Raw genomic sequence first — 17,340 nt, 5'->3', positions numbered from 1 at the left:
TGAAACAGCCGGGACATTTATAATGATCGTGTGAACTTTTTGTTCGCAAATATTTACAATCGCGAGAATTCAAAAATGCCAACCAATCTTTTGTTTTTACCGGCCTGTACCCCCCCATAATTAAACAGCAGCTTCAAAATTTCCTTTAGTTACCCTTTCAATCTCTAAATCCCTTAAAACTCCATTTTCATCAATATAAGCTTTTGAGAAGTTTTTACGCTGAAACCTATTGCGCTCAAAGCCCATTTTTTTTAACTCTGCATCTCTTTGCTCAGATGTTAGCTTCATGAGGTCTTCACAAAAAAGATTCATACCTTCTAAAAATGAAGCTTCAGCCTCTTCTGTGGTGCTTCCGTAACCACTAACAAGTATTGATGGGGCAACTATAACGTAATGGTCTCCCTCTTTTCCGAAGGCTGTCATAGCAGTAATTTTTACTTTACCCTGTTTAATACGTATAGTATCGTAAATATCAGTGAAATTGATACTCATAAATTTAGTGATTTGTTTTTGTAATCAAATATAACAATTGAACTTGAAATGTTATCACAAATTACTTATTTAAAATAATTATAAATAACACTTTTATTTTAATCCAAAATGATGCCAAAATTAATTAATTTCTGAAACATTTTCAGCAAGTTTTTTTTCAGTAGCTTCTATTATTAAGATGCTATTATTCTAAAATAGCTTAAATACAATTGAGCACTCACAGCATTGAGTTACTAATAATCAATTATTTGAATTCCAAAATCTTAAATACCTTACACTTTGCCTGAGGACATTTAACAGGCTACATTGCTATCTACATGAAGATACACGTTGTATTTTCGTTCATTAGGAGCACAATTACATGTAAGATTAGGTGGTACAAAAGCTATTACCTTACCATTTATACCGGTGAGTGCTAAAATATCAGCTAAGGAATGTTGTATGTTTACCTGCTGACTTATAAATTCTATACACGTATTTGCCCCCTCAGGGCATACTGTATGGTTTTTTTCAGTTATAGTTTTTGAGCCGTCAACATCTAAATATACTGAATATCCAACATGCTTTTTTATTGAAATATCTGAAGAAATATCAATCATGTATAAATGATACTCAAAGTTCCCGAACAAGTTATAATGATTGGTACAATCATACTTTACAATATCAATACCGGTCAATTGGTTTTCCAAAAGAAAGTCTTTAACCTCCTGTTCCTCAAATATTTCATTTAAAGATTTTTGTTCATCTTTATATTGAACAATTACAATCTTATGGGTTCCCCCGTTAAAGTTAAGATTGAATAGGCCGTTATTTTCTACCAACGATATGTTTAATGTATTTTTTACTACTGTTTGCATATTTATACTTTTATTGATTTAATTATTTTCCCACTTATCTTTTAACTTCAATAATAGCTTATCGCATTCTAATCTTAGAGTATCGTTTTCAGCTTTAAGCTTTTCGTAAGCGTAATTATCGTTATCTGTAGATGCACCTTTCTTATGAAGAAAGATTTTATAAAAATCTAGTATTAATTTTTGTAAAGTTTTCATATATATTTGTTTATTAGTTTAATACAAGACAGCCAGCATCAACAGGGCTGTTTTTTGGACTATTCAAGACAAATGCAGCAGGCGCGGCACCTGGGTTATTACCGCTACTTGATTTAACTGGAATAGCAAGATCTGAAAGTTCTTGGCGGTTCCTGTATTCCTCATACGTAAGTGTACGATAAGGGTCTATGTATGGAACTTGAAAGTTAGGTTTGTAAAAGAAAGACACAAATCTAATAAGTAAGGTTTTGATTTTCATAATATGTAAGTTTAACTGCTATTATTATTAAACAAATGTAAGTGTAAATACTATACAATCCAAGTTTTAATTAAATTTTTTATACGATTATATAAGTTAAACTTTTATTTGTAAATTTGCACAAAACCAATTATCATGAATATTTTAAGATTAAAGGAAATTTTAAAAGAAAAAGGCATTACAGGGAAAGAGTTAGCCGATAAGGTCGGTATATCTGAGACAGGCATGTCTAACATTGTCAAAGGGCAAAGTTTGCCAAGACAAGATATATTACTACAAATTGCCGAAATATTAGATGTTGATATTAGGGAATTATTTAACTCAACAAAAGAAATCCCCACCGAAACAGTATATGTTTTTAAAGATGGGGCATATCAAGCTATTGGATCATTGAAAATAAATAATTAAGGGGGCAACCCCCTTTTTTGTTTTAAAAATCAGCCCCATCTCTAATAGAAGCTGATTTTTTAATGAGGATATTATTATTTTCAATTTTAGAATTTATACGTGAAATAATTTCAGTATCAACTCCCTCTAACTTTAGAAGTTCATTTTTTACCCCTTCCAAAATATCGTTATTAAGGTTAGCCGAATAAGCTCCGTGAGTTTCAATCCTGATTGCTTTTTCAGCTATTTTAAAAATTCTTTTCATAATTATATATCTTTTAATTTAACTCTTACCAACTACCTTTGTGAGTTTACCCGGAATAAACTGGTTTATTTTATCTACTATGATGTACGCCCCCATGCTGCTTAAAATAATACAGCTTTTTAAAATCAAAACCTATTACATCACTCTACATTTAAAGTTGCTGTGTTATTGCCGTACTTAAAAATTTTAGGGTTTTGCTTTTCAAACAATAACAATTTTATATTATAATCACCAATATTATCACAATCTAAAATATATTCATATTCTGATATTTTGGTAAATGATATTATTGTTTCAAGTGTAGATGTATATTTATTATTATCAAAAAAGCCCTCAACCCATAAGGTTATATTTACACCAGTTTGCACCGTTATATTTGTCTGGCTAAAACCAAAACTTATAAAGGGAGATTTATCTTTAATTTCTGTTATCATAGACTAAACACATTTGAATAAATATTAGCTGAATCTGTAATTCTAATGTAATACTGTGGGTAACCTGTTAAATCTATTACTACAGTACCTCCCTGTAATAATTGCGTAGGATTGTTTGTATCTTCCCATGAAAAACCATCATCAGAGGCCTCAAACAATAAATAAGTATCTTCTTCAACTGTATAGTTGTTTACCTGAAATGTTACCTGGTACTGATTATCTCCTAAACTTAGAGCCCCAACTATAACAAGCCCATACTGGTCTAAATCTAAAGGAGTTGAATAAACAACCCTTATAAGTTCGACTTTAGTCATTTTACCCGGCACAAAACTGTTTATTTTATTCACTATAAAATAATTTGATAGTTGCTCTATATAGTATAGTTTTTTAAAATCAAAATTAGCTGTATCCAATTCAGTAAGCCACATTTCACAGTCAACAATAATAGCCCTGTTAATTATAGATGCTATAGGGGAATAATAATCTTGAATTATATCTTTAAATGATAGCTTGTAAAAACTTTCCCTGTAATAACTATCGGCTGTGTCTGTTAATGATAATTGGTTTGATATTAAATTAATGTCATTGATTTCCTGTACTGCCCTCATAAAATAATACCGCTTATCTAATGCTTTATATTTTACAGGCTCTTCTCCCTCGGCCGGGTTATCCACAATCTCTTTATCCCATAGCTTATAAACATTGGTCTGCTTATCTATATACTGTACTTTTTCACGTTCCGGGCTATATATCTTAGATTTAATTGCGTCTGCAGTATCATTAAGATAAACATTATCGATATTAATAGCGCCATCATTATTAGTGGCTTCTTTGTCGTTATAATTGTAACGAAACCAATTTTGTTGAGCAAAATTGCCATAAGCATGGGTTTCTTTAATTTTCCTGTTAAATTTATTGCTCCAGTCAACTGTTTCGGCCTGGCGTAACATTTGTTCTAATGTCAGAAAGTCATAGGTGTATTTCCCTGAAGCATCTGCATACTTACTTTTATACATTGTGAGTCCAAACCTATAAAGTACTTCTTTTAGAAAGTCTTTCACCGAAAAATCAGTAAATGCCTCGCTAAAGTCAACAGTATTAGGGTCAACACGGTATAATGTTATATTTATATAGCTATCTGATGTTTTAGCAAAATACCCACCTATTCCGGCTGTGTTACGCGTTGTAACAACACATACCGTTTCAAGCTGTTCTAACGTAAATGTTTGCTGTATATCAAACTCAATTTGACCATTTGGAACATCGTCAGCTATAAGAAAAAATTCAGGCGCGTAATTCGCTATACTGTTTTCAAAGTTTTTACCCAAATAAAACTTATTCTGTTGCTCTATGCTGTAATTTGTATCCCTATATCCATATATATACCCAGTTATCTTTATTCTATATGTTGCAGCTTCTTCTACCTGCATGTGAATATCGTTAATAGTAGAGGCTAATTCATTTATACCCGGAAAGTCAAATTGCGCATACCAGTATGCTGTACTTTTCCCTGGTAATGTTACAAGGTCTGCACCATTGGCAAGAAATAAAACATGGTCATTTTCCCCGGTTACCGTTTGGCCTTTTGGAAAAGTCATGTAAAGCTGCTTAAAATTAAATGTATTAAATACTGCCCCTGTATAATTGAAATTATATTTTTCACTTATTTTATCCCAAAGCCATTTTACATTTACACTTGGGACTAAATAATCAATATTAACTTCAGGTGTTAAGTTTTCAGGGGATGTATTTGTAAGGCCTGTATTACCGTTATAATCTGCAAGTATGTATAAATATGGCAAATCACCTTGCCAAGTTTCTTTTATATTTTCAATTGTTTTCTGGTGTATTAAATCAGAAAGGTCAAGTACTGAAAGGCTATCGTTTTCCATAGCTTTAAATATATCTACTATACCGTCCTGTATATCTATTTCGTAATTTTCACCATCATCTTTGATATGTGCCCACCCTTTGTAAACAAAACATTCCCCACTATGACTATACAGGCTACATTCATTTTTTTTATATGGTAATAATGTAGTGTTACCCGTCATTGCCATATATTCAAAAGCCTTTACGTTGTTAGCTGTTTTAGGCACTTTGAATGTATCAGTATAGTTGGTTTGCCTTGTATTCAAATCAGCTATTGTATTTACCTGTTTGGTTTGAGCAATAACCTCACTTGAATATAAATCTATCTTATAACCGTTTATGTATAATATTACGCTCATAGTACTAAAATTCTATTGCTTTTTGCTAAAAATGGAAATATTTCGGGAAAATTATTTTTAACACCAAATAAACACCTGTTATACAGGTGTATAAAATTAAAAATTTTGGAGACAAATGGTGTACATTGCCTATCATAGACCCTAAAAATCTGTCTCCTATTCTCTTTCATTTATCCGGTGGGGTTCCATCCCCAAGGTTTAACATTATTAAAGGCTTTTCAGAATTAGAACTGAGTTCTATAGCCTTTAATTGAGGTACAACAAACTTTGCCAGGTCGATTATATATTTAAGCCTTTGCTCGGGCTCCATAATCTTTAAATCCTTGTTGATGGTATCAAGATTGTCCTCAACTAAACACTGAAACGCGCTTCTTATTTCCGCTGTTGTTTTATTGGGAGTTCCTTTTCTCCTGCCTCCAGTTTTCTTTCTTTCCATATACAAATTATAAATTGCCGGAACTGTCTAAAAATGAGTATTATGACAAAAGAAGCATGACAGCCCCGGCATGATTTTTATTCTCTTATATCGGTAATACCGTAACGACTTAAGGTAATTTTAGAGCTGCCGAGTGGGAAATCAAGTATTTTTATAATATTATTAATTCCACTTTTATTATAACTGCTAACAACACCTAACTCTTCAGCCTCATCAAAAAGCGCTTCAAAATTTTTAGCAAGCTCAAGGGCTTTATTTTGCTTTTCATTCGCTGTGTATATCGTGGCATTTTCTGTAATTTCATTAATGAAATCATCCGTCAAAACCAGGTTACCGTTTTTTAGTTCATGCTTGCTAAAAAGCAGGTGTAAAGTCCTGGCTTCCGATAATAGACTATTGATATTAAGCCCCATTGCCTGAAGGTTAAAAGCATCATCTGCTTTTGGAAATGGAAAATCAGGTTTTAATATATCAATAATAGCTTTATCCCTGGATTGAGAAATGGAGATTTTCTGAACATCACTAAGTGTAATATTCAAAGCTTTCTCAACTATGAGAAAAAAGCTATTATACTTATCGATAACCCTTTCATAATCTTCTTTGACAGCATTAATGCGGGCATCATCACGCCAAATAAATTGCTTTTTAAATTCTTGTACCTGTGTCATAATTTTATATTTATGGTTTAAAATTTCGCTTTCCTGGCCGCTTTAACCCTATCCAGTATTCCAGCAGCACGATTACCCGGCACCGCTGTAGGATTTACTTTTTTTCTTTTTTGATTTAAATACATCTTGGCCCCAACAGATCTATCTTCTATAATTTTGGACAGTTTGCCATCTCTAAAAATAAATGTCCTACCATCTGGCATAACATACTCTCCTGTAGCCGGCTTATCGTTAATCAGGGCAGTATCTCCTATCGTAGCGGCATCACTGTCATTTACATCCGGGAAATTTATTTCATCTCCGGTAGCATCCTGTACTATTTTATTCATAACTTTTTTTCCTAAAATTCTCAGACCTCTTTTTTTCTTGAAGGCAATCACTTTTTTACTCATTATTTTCATTTTTAAATTAATAATTAATTCTATTTTTTTTGACTAAAAAAACTCAACAGTTTCTCTAAATTGCTCTACTTTAGAAATATTTTGTAGTTGAGTTTAAAAAACGAAACCACTCTTATAATATATTTTTATAGTAGTTATTAGTTTATCTTTTTATAGTAGGTAGTTATAATATCTTTATATAGGTCGTGTAAATTTTGAAATTAATATGAGTGTAATATGTTATCAATAATAAGTTGCATAGAAACTCTTTTATATAGGTCGTGTTATGGTCGTGATTTATTAAGCCTCTCTAAAGCTTTATCCCTCGCTGATTTAATTTCCTCTTTTCGTTGCTTTTCTTTAACTGCTTCCCGGCGCTTCTCTGCTTCAAAAACTAAATCGTCCAGAGATAATTTAAAGCTTACCCAAAACCCGCGTGTATGATAACTGTAAGTAACCAATCCCCATGTATCAGATAATGCATTCTTTATTTTTTTAGTTTGATATTCATTAGCGTATTTAAACACTTCATCTGAAAGCTCATCAAAGGCACAACTATGCGTTTTTCCGTCCATCCTTGCCAGTAAAAACTTGTTATCCATCTTACAGTATGACTTTTTGCCTAAAATACTTTTTATTGCCAGGTATGCAAGCAGGCAAGCAATCTCAAATTCTTTCTTGTGGTTTTTGTAATAATCCCAAAATCGGCTCAAATTCAAACCAACTTTAGGGCTATTTTCAGGTAAATAATCATATAACTCTTTAGCATTTTTAAACCTTTTCTTTATAATAACTTTTTGATAAGTAATTTTATAAAAGTCCGCTGCTGATGCAAAGCATTCTTCTTCAGTGCCATCCTCAAGTTTTAATGAATGTGCATATATTGCGTAATCACAAATGTTATTTAATACGACTTGCTTATCTACTAAAAAGCCTTCAAGTAGTTGAACAGGTATATTTAAATACTTCTCGTCTGCCATTTTTAAAACCCTTGCTTTACAAACCAATTATAGAATTGCTCAAAATCATTAGCAACCATATAAAGCCCTCCTGCTATTTCAATTTCTTTCTGATAGGCTAACTGCTCCGGCCTCTGATAAACATCTCCCGTAGCGGCGCATTTTACCTCTATTGCTAGAAACTTGCCTTTTATACAAGCATGTATATCACTTGAGCCTGTTTTGCTGCTTCCTTTTACCCATTTCTTTACTCCCCTGTGTTCAATCTGTTGGCCAATGGTATTAATGCGCTCAGCTGAAGCATTAGGCTGCAGGTTTATATAGTCTATAATACAAGTTGTAAGGGCATTTGTATTGTCGTCCCTGTACTTAGGTTTAACTGGATACGGGAAGTTAGGGTGTTTTGCTTTTATGGCTTCAAAAGCTTTATTTTCAAGAACCCTTACTGCTGAACTTTTAATGTATCGATTAGTTATACCCATATCGCGCCCCCTCTCTGTATTGATGTAGCAACAAGCTAAATGCTGATTCTGATACGTTAAACCTTACAGCAAGTGCAGCGGGTAACTTTGAGCCTATAAATAAATGTGGTGAAGCGTTGAGAAAAGCAAAAATATCTTTTGCCGGTTCCTGAAATGTTGTGATAACAGCCATACCTTAATGATTAAGAGGTTTAAGGGCGGCAATTACTTCGCTTTTTTTGTAGTAAACCTTATTACCAATACCATAGCTTTTAAGTTTACTTTTATTAGTCCATTCCCACAGTGTTACAGTCGAAATTCCTAATAACTTGGCAGTTTCGGTGCGGTTAAGTAGTTGATCATCATCTGACTTTTGTACAATAGATGAAAACATCTTTTTTACACCGTCAATAATACGGTTTTCTAACTCTTGCGGTGTTACTTGAATGAATTGAATTGTATTTTCCATTTGGTTCAAAATTTATTCTGAACCAAAATTAAAAGAGGGGATAAGAGAAAAATTCCACTTAATATTCCACTCTTTAACTATAATTAATAATATTTATATGTTTGTAACTAAGGCTGGGGATTGAATGAAATGAAATTATATTAAATAGCATATTTGCGTAGCTGAAATTTAAAACTACCTATGCTTACATTTATTAATTAAAAAGTTTTTTCACATCTTCTTTATATTTATATGCTGTATATTTTGAGCTAACAGTACTATTTTCGTTAAGACTATTTCTGTTGTTTCTGATTGTATCAATTGAACCACCTATCAACAACTTAATTATTTGATTTTGATCTTTAACTTGCAGTGTTCTGAACTTTGGCAATTCATAGAAACCAATTTCATTTAATAAAGCTATTTTGTATGCCAGAGGTTTTACAATTTCTTCTAATAATGTACTTTTTTCATCAACTTTATAAAGTTTGCCTTTTAAACAGTCATCTTCATCATAATACAATTCTACTTCTAATCCAAAACTGAAAAGTTTAGATTTTAGGAATCTAATTTTTATTCCAAGATCTTCAAATTCGTTTAGTAACCACCAATGTTTTTTTTCTTTTTGAAGATTAGATAATTTGTATATTTCTTTCATTTTTTCCAAATCATCAAGATTAAATAAATTAATCTCCGGGGAATAAGTCTGTTTGAAGTAATAATCTATATGCAGTTTTTTTGCAAAGAAATATATTAAATCATCTTTAATATAATCAAGTACATTACCATTATGTAGACTCATTCTAAAATCAAACGCCTCAATATAAATATCTGCATAGTTATTTATATCGTTTTTATGCATTCCCTTATTTACACGAGTTTGCGTGTCATCAAAAATCTGATCGATATATTCCATAAATGAATTGATTTAAAACCATTCCGCAAGTTCTAAAGCCCTATCACTGGCGCTTTTTCCTATATAAGTTAAAAACATTTGTTCAGTACTGTGCCCTGTAGCAGCTATAAGTAATGAAGTGGGTATTTTTCCGTAATTGTTAGTTGCAAAGCTCCTGCGGCCAATATGTGAGGTTACTAATTCACACTTAGGAAAAATACCTGTTTCTTTCCTGAATACCTTACTACCCTCAAAAGTTTCTGTTTTCTTACTGCCTTTTACTTTTTGGGTAATTTTTGCTTTCCGGCATACTGTTTTGATATAGTCGTTATACCGCTGGTCTGATATTGCTTCCGGAAAATAACCCGCCCTTTTTTTAAGTATGCGTAACACTTCGCTATGTAGTGGTAATGTCATAACCTTACCTGTTTTTTTTTGATGAAACTCAATAAGAATAATTTCTTTCCCTGCCCGGTTCTTCTGTGTTGTTACCATATTTTTTGTAAACCTCATAAAGTCCGAAATACGCTGCCCGGTATAACAGCTTATCAACAGCCAATCCCTTACATTATCCAGGCTCTCATTTAACTTTACTTTTTTTATCAACGCTAACTCATCTTCAGTAAGGTAAATATTATCAACCTTTATAAAAGAGGTTTTTAAGCCCTCCATCTGGTAATGTGTTTCTAAGCCATTATCTTTAGCATGGCGGCATATTGTTTTGATAAAACGCATTTCCTTTGCTATGGTGTTATGGGCATATTTGTTGGCTTCGCAATACTTCTGAAAAGACTCATGAAAATTCCTATCCACATTTTTAATAAGTACCTGCCCATGCTCTTTTTCGTAACGCTCTAATTTATGTTTGACTACATTCAACTTTCTAATACTGCTCTCTGTGATAATTTTTTTCTTAATGCTTATATAGTAGTCGAAATATTTTATAAGCTCTGTAGGGTAGCCGCCTGTGCTTTCTGAGGGGTTAAGAAACTCTTTTAGCCATTCACTTGTAATTGGTGTTTGACCAACTGTTTTATTGTAGTGCTTAAGAAGCTCGTTTTTTAAATCTGAAAGGTCAGAGTTTAATTTTTTGAAGTCCGCATCATTTAAATTTTTAGGAGCCTGTTTTGCCTTACTCCAATCCGCAGGATTGATATAAAATTTAGTTCGCGCTGTAACATCCAGTTTCTTAACATTATTATGCTTAGTGACCTCGCCACGCATACGCCCCCCGGTAAGCCTTATATAAATAGCTGCTGGATTTTTAACGGATTTTATTTCAAATTTGATAGAAGCCATTATATACTTTTATGTTTACTGTAAATATTTTGCAAGTACTACATATCTTTGGCGGCTTTCCCTTAACCTAAAAAGCTTTTTCCGTTAACCTTTGACCGGTTATCAAAGTGTTTTTTTAATGCAGCCTGAGATAATCGCTTTGGTTTCTCCTGCCCTTTTGAAAATCCAGGCAGGAGGGTTGCCAAAGTTTTAATCTGCTCGCTCAAACTGATTAACTTTTTACGGTCTGAAATCAAACCGTTATATTCTTCTTTTGTAATCGTAATATTTTCAGAATCTCTTGCAGCCATACAATATTATATATTTTAAACAAATATATAATATTCCCGAAATTTTACCGACAAAAGGTTAACACTATTTAATAACATTTTATACAGGTTAACACATAAAATAATATAACTAAATGTTTTTTAATAAATTAAAAACCTAAAGTAATTTATAATAGAGTATTAAAAAAAATATATATAAAGACAATATACTCCCGGCGACTCCACAAATACCTTTTGCGATCTGTAAAAGGCATTTTTTTATTACATACTTAATAAAAAGGTAATCTTACAAAATCTCAATTTCAGCCCCTTCAAAACCTTTTTAATTAATAAACATAATGCTCTATTTCTTATTTATATAGCACCTAATTTACGCATAAACTCTCATCGTTTTCTATATTTTTATAGTTCTTGTTTTATATAATTATTCAAATAAACTATCTTTAAAATTTTATGCTTGATAATTGTGAGATCGCAAGCACTTTAAAAAGCTCAGTCAAATCCAGGTAATGTCTTTTGAATATTATTTTACTTTTTTGAAAGCCAACATAGAATTCATTTCTTTTCCCTATCTTTTGACGAGCACGCTTCCTTGGTAATCTTTAAGGTTGTCAAAGTATTGAAACATGATATTAATTTGTTTATATCGATTTCCTGTTTCGTAAAATTCAAAAATAGCGCTCACGCTCATTTTAATATATTTGCATTACAAATTTTTATGCTTTGAACAAAATCCTTATTATAGACGACGAAGAAAAGCTTAGATCGCTTATGGGCCGTATCATAAGTCTTGAAGGCTTTGAGGTAGTTGAAGCTTCAGATTGTAAATCAGGGCTAAAAAAGGCAGAGCAAAACGACTTTGATGTTATTTTATGTGATGTTAAACTGCCTGATGGCAACGGAGTTGAATTGACTTCCATACTCAAAGAAAAATTCCCTGCTACAGAAATTATCCTGCTTACCGCTTATGGTAATATACCAGATGGTGTACAGGCAATTAAGAACGGGGCATTTGACTACATCGTAAAGGGAGATGATAACAATAGGATTATCCCCTTGTTACACAAAGCTATAGCTAAAGGAAGACTTACTAAGCGTATAATAAACCTGGAGAACCGTATTGAACATAAGTATTCCTTTGACAACATTATTGGTGAATCTACAAAATTAAGAGAAGCTATTCACCTGGCTCAAAAAGTGGCCAGTGTAGACACAACGGTACTGCTAAGCGGAGAAACCGGTACTGGTAAGGAAGTTTTTGCCAATGCCATACACCAGTCAGGCAATAGGAAAGATAAAAGCTTTGTTGCTGTTAACTGTGCAGCATTTAGCCATAACCTTTTAGAAAGCGAAATGTTTGGACATAAGGCCGGGGCTTTTACAGGAGCAGTAAAAGATAAGAAAGGATTGTTTGAAGAAGCAGATAAAGGCACCATATTTCTGGATGAGATAGGAGAAATGCCATTAGATCTACAGGCAAAATTACTACGTGTTATCGAAAATGGGGAATGTATTAAAGTAGGCGACAGTAAAGTAACTAAAGTAGATGTAAGGATTATTGCAGCCACTAACAGGGATTTACTCAAAGAAATTGAGGCAGGCCATTTCAGGGAAGATTTGTATTACCGATTATCTATTTTTACTATTAAACTTCCTTCACTCAGGGAGAGGGTTTCTGATATCGAATTGCTGGCCTATAATTTCCTTAAAAACTTTAATCTTAAAATAAACAAAAGGATTACAGGAATCTCAAAAGAATTTCTGCAAATGCTTAAACTTCACAACTGGCCCGGTAATATCAGGGAGCTGAAAAACATCATGGAAAGGAGTATAATATTAGAGAACGATACTATCCTGAGCGCCGATAACCTTCCTTATGAACTACAACAACTGTCACATGGACAGGCACAAGAAGGTCAGAAAACCTTATCTGCATTTTCACTGGCATCGGCAGAAAAAATACATATACAGAAAGTATTTAATTATACCAATGGTAATAAAACCGAAACAGCCCGGCTGCTAAATATTGCGCTGACTACTCTTTACCGTAAGCTTGAAGAATATAAAATAGAATAAATCCTATCGTTTTAAAAGTACCGACCCTATCATTTTGATAGGGTTTATTTTTTTTGTCTTTCTTAAAAACAAATAAAACGCTAAAAAACAGTCATTTAAAATCAAATAGTTTTCAGGTATAGGTTTTGGCAGTAATCGGATAAATAAAAACATCCGATAATGGAAACCAAAATCAGAAAAACAATTTATGAATGGCTCCCTGAGGCCACTGAAAACTTAGACAATCCTACCGTTACTGATTATGAAATAGTACGATCGGTTTCAGACTACTCTCTGCATCTGTTTCAGGAAGACAGAAAGGACAAGGTGAATGATATTTTCAAAATCATCAATATACTATATCAGGAAGAACACGCCTATACAAAGCATTGTATAGAGAACGAGTTTATCTGCAATTTTATAGAAAAGTCCCCCGCCCTGCAACTTAAGGACTATCTTAATGATATGCCTTCACCCCTAAAAGAAGCATTTATAAAAACCCTAATAGAACTATAGTTATGACAGCACTATTTATCCTTGCACTGGCTGTATTTGCTTATATCGCCTATGTACTCATTAAACCTGAAAAATTTTAAATTATGAATAATGAAATAACAGGCATAATTGTCACTTACGGGTTGGTACTATTACTTGCCATCCCTCTCGGCAGATATATCGGTAAAGTATTCAATTATGAAAATACCTGGCTCGACAAGATTTTTAATCCTTTAGACAGGCTTTTCTTCAAAATGGGAGGAATTAACCCTGATAAAGAAATGACCTGGAAACAGCATCTTGCTACCTTACTCACCATTAACTTAGTATGGTTTGTATTATCAATCCTGGTGCTAACTAATATGGCATGGCTGCCTCTAAATCCTGATCAAAATCCATCCATGAGCCTTGACCTGGCCTTTAACACATCAATTAGCTTTGTAACCAACACCAACCTGCAACACTATTCCGGTGAAACGGCCTTATCCTATTTAGGCCAGCTTACGCTAATGCTGTGGCAATTTATAAGTGCAGCAACGGGTATAGCTATTTGCGCCGTGGTATATAAAGCAATGAAAGAAAAGACCGCTGATACCTTGGGGAATTTTTACAGCTATTTTGTACGTTCAGCTATCAGGATACTGTTACCATTAGCGGTAATTGTTGCGATACTATTAGCTTTTAACGGTACACCTATGACATTTGAAGGCAAAGATACCATTACTACCCTTGAAGGTGAACAACAGGAAATAAGCCGTGGCCCTGTAGCCGCTTTTGTTGCTATTAAACAGTTAGGCACAAACGGAGGCGGATTTTACGGTCCGAACTCGGCTAACCCTATGGAAAACCCAAACTATTTAACAAATATAGTGGAAACAGTCTCAATATTCCTGATTCCTATAGCCCTTGTTTTTGCTTTAGGCTATGTACTCAAACGTAAAAAAATGGCCTGGACTATTTACGGGGTAATGACATTAGGTTTTTTATTGTTGCTTATTCCCTCTGTAATTAGTGAAATGAATGGTAACCCTGCCATTCATGATATGGGTATCCAGCAAATGGGCAGCATGGAAGGTAAAGAAGTGCGTTTCGGGTCAGCTGCATCGGCCAACTGGGCAACTTATACTACCTGTACCAGTAACGGATCGGTCAATGCCATGCACGATAGTATGACGCCTGTAACCGGTGCAACTACTTTACTGGGAATGATGGTAAACTGCTTTTACGGCGGTGTGGGTGTAGGTATTCTTAACTTTTACATTTTTATCATACTGGCTGTGTTTATTAGCGGGCTTATGGTGGGCAGGACTCCTGAGTTTTTAGGTAAAAAGATTGAAGCCCGTGAAATGAAGATTGCCATGATGGTGGCATTGCTGCACCCTTTTTTAATTTTAGCAGGTACTGCTTTGGCCAGCCATGTGTACGCGGGGAATCCTCAGGAATATGCTGCATGGCTAAATAATCCGGGATATCATGGCTTTAGCGAAATGTTATATGAATTCAGCTCTTCCTCTGCTAATAACGGTAGCGGGTTTGAAGGTTTGGGTGATAATACACCTTTCTGGAACTATGCCTGCGGTATTGTAATGCTGTTGGCAAGGTATCTGCCAATTATAGGTCCTGTTGCCATAGCAGGGATTTTAGCCTCAAAAAAATATGTCCCTGAAAGTTCGGGCACGCTAAAAACTGACACGGCCACATTTGGGTTTATGGTATTTGCGGTAATATTTATCGTTGCTGCTCTATCCTTCTTCCCCGCCCTTACCCTTGGCCCGATTGCGGAATACTTTTCTATGTAAAATTAAAATAGACTATAAATGAAATCTCAAAATACATCATTGTTTCAGGGAGATCTGGTGAAACAGGCCTTAAAACAATCTTTTATAAAGCTTAGTCCGGTCTCACTTATAAAAAATCCGGTCATGTTTACCGTAGAGGTAGGTACTGCAGTAATGCTGTGCGTTTGCTTTTGGATTTTAGTTGGTGAACAGTCACAGGGCAGTTTTGCCTATAACTTTACAGTATTTATAATACTGCTCCTCACACTTTTGTTTGCCAACTTTGCCGAGGCCATAGCCGAGGCACGTGGCAAATCTCAGGCAGATAGCCTGAGAAAGACAAGGGAAGAAACACCTGCACACAAAATTGAATCTTCTGGTGAAATTACAATAGTACCTTCTTCTACATTAAGAAAAGGCGATCTTTTTATCTGTGAGGCAGGCGATATCATCCCCACCGATGGCGAAATTATTGAAGGGCTTGCTACTATTGACGAAAGTGCTATTACAGGAGAAAGCGCCCCTGTAATCCGTGAGGCAGGCGGTGATAAAAGTTCGGTTACAGGTGGTACTAAAGTACTGTCTGATAAAATCAAAGTACAGGTAACCACACAGCCGGGTGAAAGCTTTCTGGACAAAATGATTGCTCTGGTGGAAGGCGCTTCCCGACAAAAAACACCAAACGAAATTGCGCTTACCATACTCCTGGCCGGATTTACGCTGGTATTCATAATAGTTTGTGTTACGTTAAAGCCTTTTGCAGATTATGCCAATGTACCTATTACTATTGCGGCATTTATATCGCTATTTATATGCCTCATACCCACTACTATTGGTGGATTGCTTTCTGCTATTGGCATAGCGGGTATGGACAGGGCGTTAAGAGCCAACGTAATCACCAAATCAGGTAAGGCAGTTGAGACAGCCGGTGATATTGACGTACTGCTATTGGATAAAACAGGTACTATAACCATTGGTAACAGAAAGGCAACCCATTTTCATACTGCCCAGGGAATTGACGAAAAACTTTTTATAAAAGCCGCAGTGCTAAGTTCTCTTGCTGATGAAACTCCTGAAGGTAAATCAATAATAGAGCTATCAGGAACCGACCCTCATTCAGTAAAGATTGATAGTCCCAGATTTATAAAATTTACAGCAGAAACCAGAAGCTCAGGTATTGATTTTGGAGAAACCCGTATAAGGAAAGGGGCTTATGATTCTATTAAAAACTTAGTAGAGAAAGCGGGCAATAACTTTCCTGAATATATTACTCAGGTAGTTCATAAAATATCATCAAATGGTGGTACACCCCTTGTAGTTTGCGAAAATGAAAAAGTACTGGGTGTTGTAGAACTACAGGATATTATTAAGACCGGAATAAAGGAGCGTTTTGAAAGGCTGCGTAAAATGGGGGTTAAAACCGTTATGGTAACCGGAGATAACCCGCTTACGGCAAAATATATAGCTGAAAAAGCGGGAGTAGATGATTTTATAGCAGAGGCAAAACCCGAAGATAAAATGAACTACATAAAAAATGAGCAGCAACAGGGTAAACTGGTAGCCATGATGGGCGATGGTACTAATGATGCTCCTGCCCTTGCCCAGGCAGATGTGGGCGTAGCCATGAACAGCGGAACACAGGCTGCAAAAGAGGCCGGTAATATGGTAGATTTGGATAATGATCCCACCAAACTTATTGAAATAGTGGAAATAGGAAAGCAATTGCTTATGACGCGCGGCACACTCACCACATTTAGTATTGCTAATGATGTAGCCAAGTACTTTGCTATTATTCCTGCACTGTTTATTGCTGCCATACCTGCCTTGCAGGGCTTGAATATTATGAACCTGCACAGCCCTGAAAGCGCTATACTTTCGGCTGTAATATTTAACGCTATTATTATACCCATGCTTATCCCGTTAGCCTTAAAAGGAGTGGCATATAAACCAATAGGAGCTTCTGCCTTGTTACGAAGAAATCTGCTTATATACGGATTAGGTGGTGTTATTGTACCTTTTATTGGTATCAAATTAATTGACTTAGTTGTTGCATTGTTTATCTAAAAAAATAGAAAAA

The 17,340-nt window shown here is 34.5% G+C and carries 23 protein-coding genes; 6 read left to right on the top strand and 17 right to left on the bottom strand.

Annotation, left to right across the window (positions count from 1 at the left end; genetic code table 11):
- Nucleotides 1–120 precede the first annotated feature (120 nt).
- The 4 genes from ABS766_RS11975 to ABS766_RS11960 form a co-directional block, all read right to left on the bottom strand.
- Complete coding sequence (locus tag ABS766_RS11975; RefSeq protein ID WP_408085407.1) at nucleotides 121–492, bottom strand: hypothetical protein; 372 nt, start codon at nucleotides 490–492, stop codon at nucleotides 121–123.
- A gap of 293 nt (nucleotides 493–785) precedes the next feature.
- Nucleotides 786–1,349, bottom strand: a complete 564-nt coding sequence (locus tag ABS766_RS11970; protein ID WP_408085406.1) for a hypothetical protein — start codon at nucleotides 1,347–1,349, stop codon at nucleotides 786–788.
- 18 nt (nucleotides 1,350–1,367) lie between these two features.
- Nucleotides 1,368–1,544 (bottom strand): hypothetical protein, encoded by a 177-nt coding sequence (locus tag ABS766_RS11965; RefSeq protein WP_408085405.1) that lies wholly within the window; start codon nucleotides 1,542–1,544, stop codon nucleotides 1,368–1,370.
- Between the two features lie 13 nt (nucleotides 1,545–1,557).
- The gene (locus ABS766_RS11960) at nucleotides 1,558–1,803 is read right to left on the bottom strand and encodes a hypothetical protein (RefSeq protein ID WP_408085404.1); all 246 of its coding nucleotides are present in this window, start codon (nucleotides 1,801–1,803) and stop codon (nucleotides 1,558–1,560) included.
- A gap of 135 nt (nucleotides 1,804–1,938) precedes the next feature.
- On the opposite strand from ABS766_RS11960, the gene ABS766_RS11955 reads away from it, so the two are divergent.
- On the top strand, nucleotides 1,939–2,211 hold the full coding sequence (locus ABS766_RS11955) for a helix-turn-helix domain-containing protein (protein WP_408085403.1): 273 nt from the start codon (nucleotides 1,939–1,941) through the stop codon (nucleotides 2,209–2,211).
- 22 nt (nucleotides 2,212–2,233) lie between these two features.
- Here the strand turns inward: ABS766_RS11955 and ABS766_RS11950 are convergent, their stop codons facing one another.
- The 13 genes from ABS766_RS11950 to ABS766_RS11890 form a co-directional block, all read right to left on the bottom strand.
- Nucleotides 2,234–2,455 carry a hypothetical protein gene (locus ABS766_RS11950; protein ID WP_408085402.1) on the bottom strand — a complete coding sequence of 74 codons (222 nt, stop codon included), beginning with the start codon at nucleotides 2,453–2,455 and terminating at the stop codon, nucleotides 2,234–2,236.
- Nucleotides 2,456–2,595: 140 nt separating this feature from the next.
- Entirely contained in the window at nucleotides 2,596–2,889 is a 294-nt protein-coding gene (locus tag ABS766_RS11945) for a hypothetical protein (RefSeq protein ID WP_408085401.1), read from the bottom strand.
- Complete coding sequence (locus ABS766_RS11940; RefSeq protein WP_408085400.1) at nucleotides 2,886–5,120, bottom strand: hypothetical protein; 2,235 nt, start codon at nucleotides 5,118–5,120, stop codon at nucleotides 2,886–2,888. Before ABS766_RS11940 ends, ABS766_RS11945 begins: the two co-directional genes overlap by 4 nt.
- A gap of 166 nt (nucleotides 5,121–5,286) precedes the next feature.
- Entirely contained in the window at nucleotides 5,287–5,556 is a 270-nt protein-coding gene (locus tag ABS766_RS11935; RefSeq protein ID WP_408085399.1) for a hypothetical protein, read from the bottom strand.
- A 77-nt stretch (nucleotides 5,557–5,633) separates the two neighbouring features.
- Nucleotides 5,634–6,224 (bottom strand): hypothetical protein, encoded by a 591-nt coding sequence (locus ABS766_RS11930; protein WP_408085398.1) that lies wholly within the window; start codon nucleotides 6,222–6,224, stop codon nucleotides 5,634–5,636.
- Nucleotides 6,225–6,241: 17 nt separating this feature from the next.
- Nucleotides 6,242–6,553 carry a hypothetical protein gene (locus ABS766_RS11925; protein ID WP_408085397.1) on the bottom strand — a complete coding sequence of 104 codons (312 nt, stop codon included), beginning with the start codon at nucleotides 6,551–6,553 and terminating at the stop codon, nucleotides 6,242–6,244.
- Between the two features lie 335 nt (nucleotides 6,554–6,888).
- A complete protein-coding gene (locus tag ABS766_RS11920) occupies nucleotides 6,889–7,584 on the bottom strand; it encodes a hypothetical protein (protein WP_408085396.1) in 696 nt (231 codons plus the stop codon).
- Nucleotides 7,585–7,586: 2 nt separating this feature from the next.
- Entirely contained in the window at nucleotides 7,587–8,045 is a 459-nt protein-coding gene (locus tag ABS766_RS11915) for a PDDEXK family nuclease (protein WP_408085395.1), read from the bottom strand.
- Entirely contained in the window at nucleotides 8,032–8,217 is a 186-nt protein-coding gene (locus ABS766_RS11910) for a hypothetical protein (RefSeq protein ID WP_408085394.1), read from the bottom strand. The genes ABS766_RS11915 and ABS766_RS11910 overlap by 14 nt, the downstream gene beginning before the upstream one ends.
- Before the next feature lie 3 nt (nucleotides 8,218–8,220).
- On the bottom strand, nucleotides 8,221–8,493 hold the full coding sequence (locus ABS766_RS11905) for a helix-turn-helix domain-containing protein (protein ID WP_408085393.1): 273 nt from the start codon (nucleotides 8,491–8,493) through the stop codon (nucleotides 8,221–8,223).
- A gap of 193 nt (nucleotides 8,494–8,686) precedes the next feature.
- Entirely contained in the window at nucleotides 8,687–9,388 is a 702-nt protein-coding gene (locus ABS766_RS11900; RefSeq protein ID WP_408085392.1) for a hypothetical protein, read from the bottom strand.
- Nucleotides 9,389–9,400: 12 nt separating this feature from the next.
- Nucleotides 9,401–10,666: a phage integrase SAM-like domain-containing protein gene (locus ABS766_RS11895; protein ID WP_408085391.1), complete on the bottom strand. Its 1,266-nt coding sequence runs from the start codon at nucleotides 10,664–10,666 to the stop codon at nucleotides 9,401–9,403.
- Between the two features lie 62 nt (nucleotides 10,667–10,728).
- Nucleotides 10,729–10,956 (bottom strand): hypothetical protein, encoded by a 228-nt coding sequence (locus ABS766_RS11890; RefSeq protein WP_408085390.1) that lies wholly within the window; start codon nucleotides 10,954–10,956, stop codon nucleotides 10,729–10,731.
- A gap of 702 nt (nucleotides 10,957–11,658) precedes the next feature.
- Here ABS766_RS11890 and ABS766_RS11885 point away from each other — a divergent pair.
- The 5 genes from ABS766_RS11885 to kdpB all read left to right on the top strand — a co-directional run bounded on the left by ABS766_RS11885 (nucleotide 11,659) and on the right by kdpB (nucleotide 17,327).
- A complete protein-coding gene (locus ABS766_RS11885; RefSeq protein ID WP_408085389.1) occupies nucleotides 11,659–13,011 on the top strand; it encodes a sigma-54-dependent transcriptional regulator in 1,353 nt (450 codons plus the stop codon).
- A gap of 159 nt (nucleotides 13,012–13,170) precedes the next feature.
- Nucleotides 13,171–13,506 carry a DUF7674 family protein gene (locus ABS766_RS11880; RefSeq protein WP_408085388.1) on the top strand — a complete coding sequence of 112 codons (336 nt, stop codon included), beginning with the start codon at nucleotides 13,171–13,173 and terminating at the stop codon, nucleotides 13,504–13,506.
- 2 nt (nucleotides 13,507–13,508) lie between these two features.
- Nucleotides 13,509–13,586 carry a potassium-transporting ATPase subunit F gene (locus ABS766_RS11875; protein WP_408073297.1) on the top strand — a complete coding sequence of 26 codons (78 nt, stop codon included), beginning with the start codon at nucleotides 13,509–13,511 and terminating at the stop codon, nucleotides 13,584–13,586.
- 3 nt (nucleotides 13,587–13,589) lie between these two features.
- Nucleotides 13,590–15,284, top strand: a complete 1,695-nt coding sequence (gene kdpA, locus ABS766_RS11870; RefSeq protein WP_408085387.1) for a potassium-transporting ATPase subunit KdpA — start codon at nucleotides 13,590–13,592, stop codon at nucleotides 15,282–15,284.
- 18 nt (nucleotides 15,285–15,302) lie between these two features.
- Entirely contained in the window at nucleotides 15,303–17,327 is a 2,025-nt protein-coding gene (gene kdpB / locus ABS766_RS11865) for a potassium-transporting ATPase subunit KdpB (RefSeq protein ID WP_408085386.1), read from the top strand.
- Nucleotides 17,328–17,340 lie beyond the last annotated feature (13 nt).

It is taken from the genome of Flavobacterium rhizosphaerae (assembly GCF_046000445.1).
Classification (GTDB): Bacteria; Bacteroidota; Bacteroidia; order Flavobacteriales; family Flavobacteriaceae; genus Flavobacterium; species Flavobacterium rhizosphaerae.
This window is presented reverse-complemented; position numbering and strand designations above follow the sequence as displayed.

What these genes read in the sequence shown, in the direction of transcription:
- ABS766_RS11975 (WP_408085407.1), bottom strand. Translation starts at nt 492, where the DNA reads ATGAGTATCAATTTCACTGATATTTACGATACTATACGTATTAAACAG.
- ABS766_RS11970 (WP_408085406.1), bottom strand. Translation starts at nt 1,349, where the DNA reads ATGCAAACAGTAGTAAAAAATACATTAAACATATCGTTGGTAGAAAAT.
- ABS766_RS11965 (WP_408085405.1), bottom strand. Translation starts at nt 1,544, where the DNA reads ATGAAAACTTTACAAAAATTAATACTAGATTTTTATAAAATCTTTCTT.
- ABS766_RS11960 (WP_408085404.1), bottom strand. Translation starts at nt 1,803, where the DNA reads ATGAAAATCAAAACCTTACTTATTAGATTTGTGTCTTTCTTTTACAAA.
- ABS766_RS11955 (WP_408085403.1), top strand. Translation starts at nt 1,939, where the DNA reads ATGAATATTTTAAGATTAAAGGAAATTTTAAAAGAAAAAGGCATTACA.
- ABS766_RS11950 (WP_408085402.1), bottom strand. Translation starts at nt 2,455, where the DNA reads ATGAAAAGAATTTTTAAAATAGCTGAAAAAGCAATCAGGATTGAAACT.
- ABS766_RS11945 (WP_408085401.1), bottom strand. Translation starts at nt 2,889, where the DNA reads ATGATAACAGAAATTAAAGATAAATCTCCCTTTATAAGTTTTGGTTTT.
- ABS766_RS11940 (WP_408085400.1), bottom strand. Translation starts at nt 5,120, where the DNA reads ATGAGCGTAATATTATACATAAACGGTTATAAGATAGATTTATATTCA.
- ABS766_RS11935 (WP_408085399.1), bottom strand. Translation starts at nt 5,556, where the DNA reads ATGGAAAGAAAGAAAACTGGAGGCAGGAGAAAAGGAACTCCCAATAAA.
- ABS766_RS11930 (WP_408085398.1), bottom strand. Translation starts at nt 6,224, where the DNA reads ATGACACAGGTACAAGAATTTAAAAAGCAATTTATTTGGCGTGATGAT.
- ABS766_RS11925 (WP_408085397.1), bottom strand. Translation starts at nt 6,553, where the DNA reads ATGAATAAAATAGTACAGGATGCTACCGGAGATGAAATAAATTTCCCG.
- ABS766_RS11920 (WP_408085396.1), bottom strand. Translation starts at nt 7,584, where the DNA reads ATGGCAGACGAGAAGTATTTAAATATACCTGTTCAACTACTTGAAGGC.
- ABS766_RS11915 (WP_408085395.1), bottom strand. Translation starts at nt 8,045, where the DNA reads ATGGGTATAACTAATCGATACATTAAAAGTTCAGCAGTAAGGGTTCTT.
- ABS766_RS11910 (WP_408085394.1), bottom strand. Translation starts at nt 8,217, where the DNA reads ATGGCTGTTATCACAACATTTCAGGAACCGGCAAAAGATATTTTTGCT.
- ABS766_RS11905 (WP_408085393.1), bottom strand. Translation starts at nt 8,493, where the DNA reads ATGGAAAATACAATTCAATTCATTCAAGTAACACCGCAAGAGTTAGAA.
- ABS766_RS11900 (WP_408085392.1), bottom strand. Translation starts at nt 9,388, where the DNA reads ATGGAATATATCGATCAGATTTTTGATGACACGCAAACTCGTGTAAAT.
- ABS766_RS11895 (WP_408085391.1), bottom strand. Translation starts at nt 10,666, where the DNA reads ATGGCTTCTATCAAATTTGAAATAAAATCCGTTAAAAATCCAGCAGCT.
- ABS766_RS11890 (WP_408085390.1), bottom strand. Translation starts at nt 10,956, where the DNA reads ATGGCTGCAAGAGATTCTGAAAATATTACGATTACAAAAGAAGAATAT.
- ABS766_RS11880 (WP_408085388.1), top strand. Translation starts at nt 13,171, where the DNA reads ATGGAAACCAAAATCAGAAAAACAATTTATGAATGGCTCCCTGAGGCC.
- ABS766_RS11875 (WP_408073297.1), top strand. Translation starts at nt 13,509, where the DNA reads ATGACAGCACTATTTATCCTTGCACTGGCTGTATTTGCTTATATCGCC.
- kdpA (WP_408085387.1), top strand. Translation starts at nt 13,590, where the DNA reads ATGAATAATGAAATAACAGGCATAATTGTCACTTACGGGTTGGTACTA.
- kdpB (WP_408085386.1), top strand. Translation starts at nt 15,303, where the DNA reads ATGAAATCTCAAAATACATCATTGTTTCAGGGAGATCTGGTGAAACAG.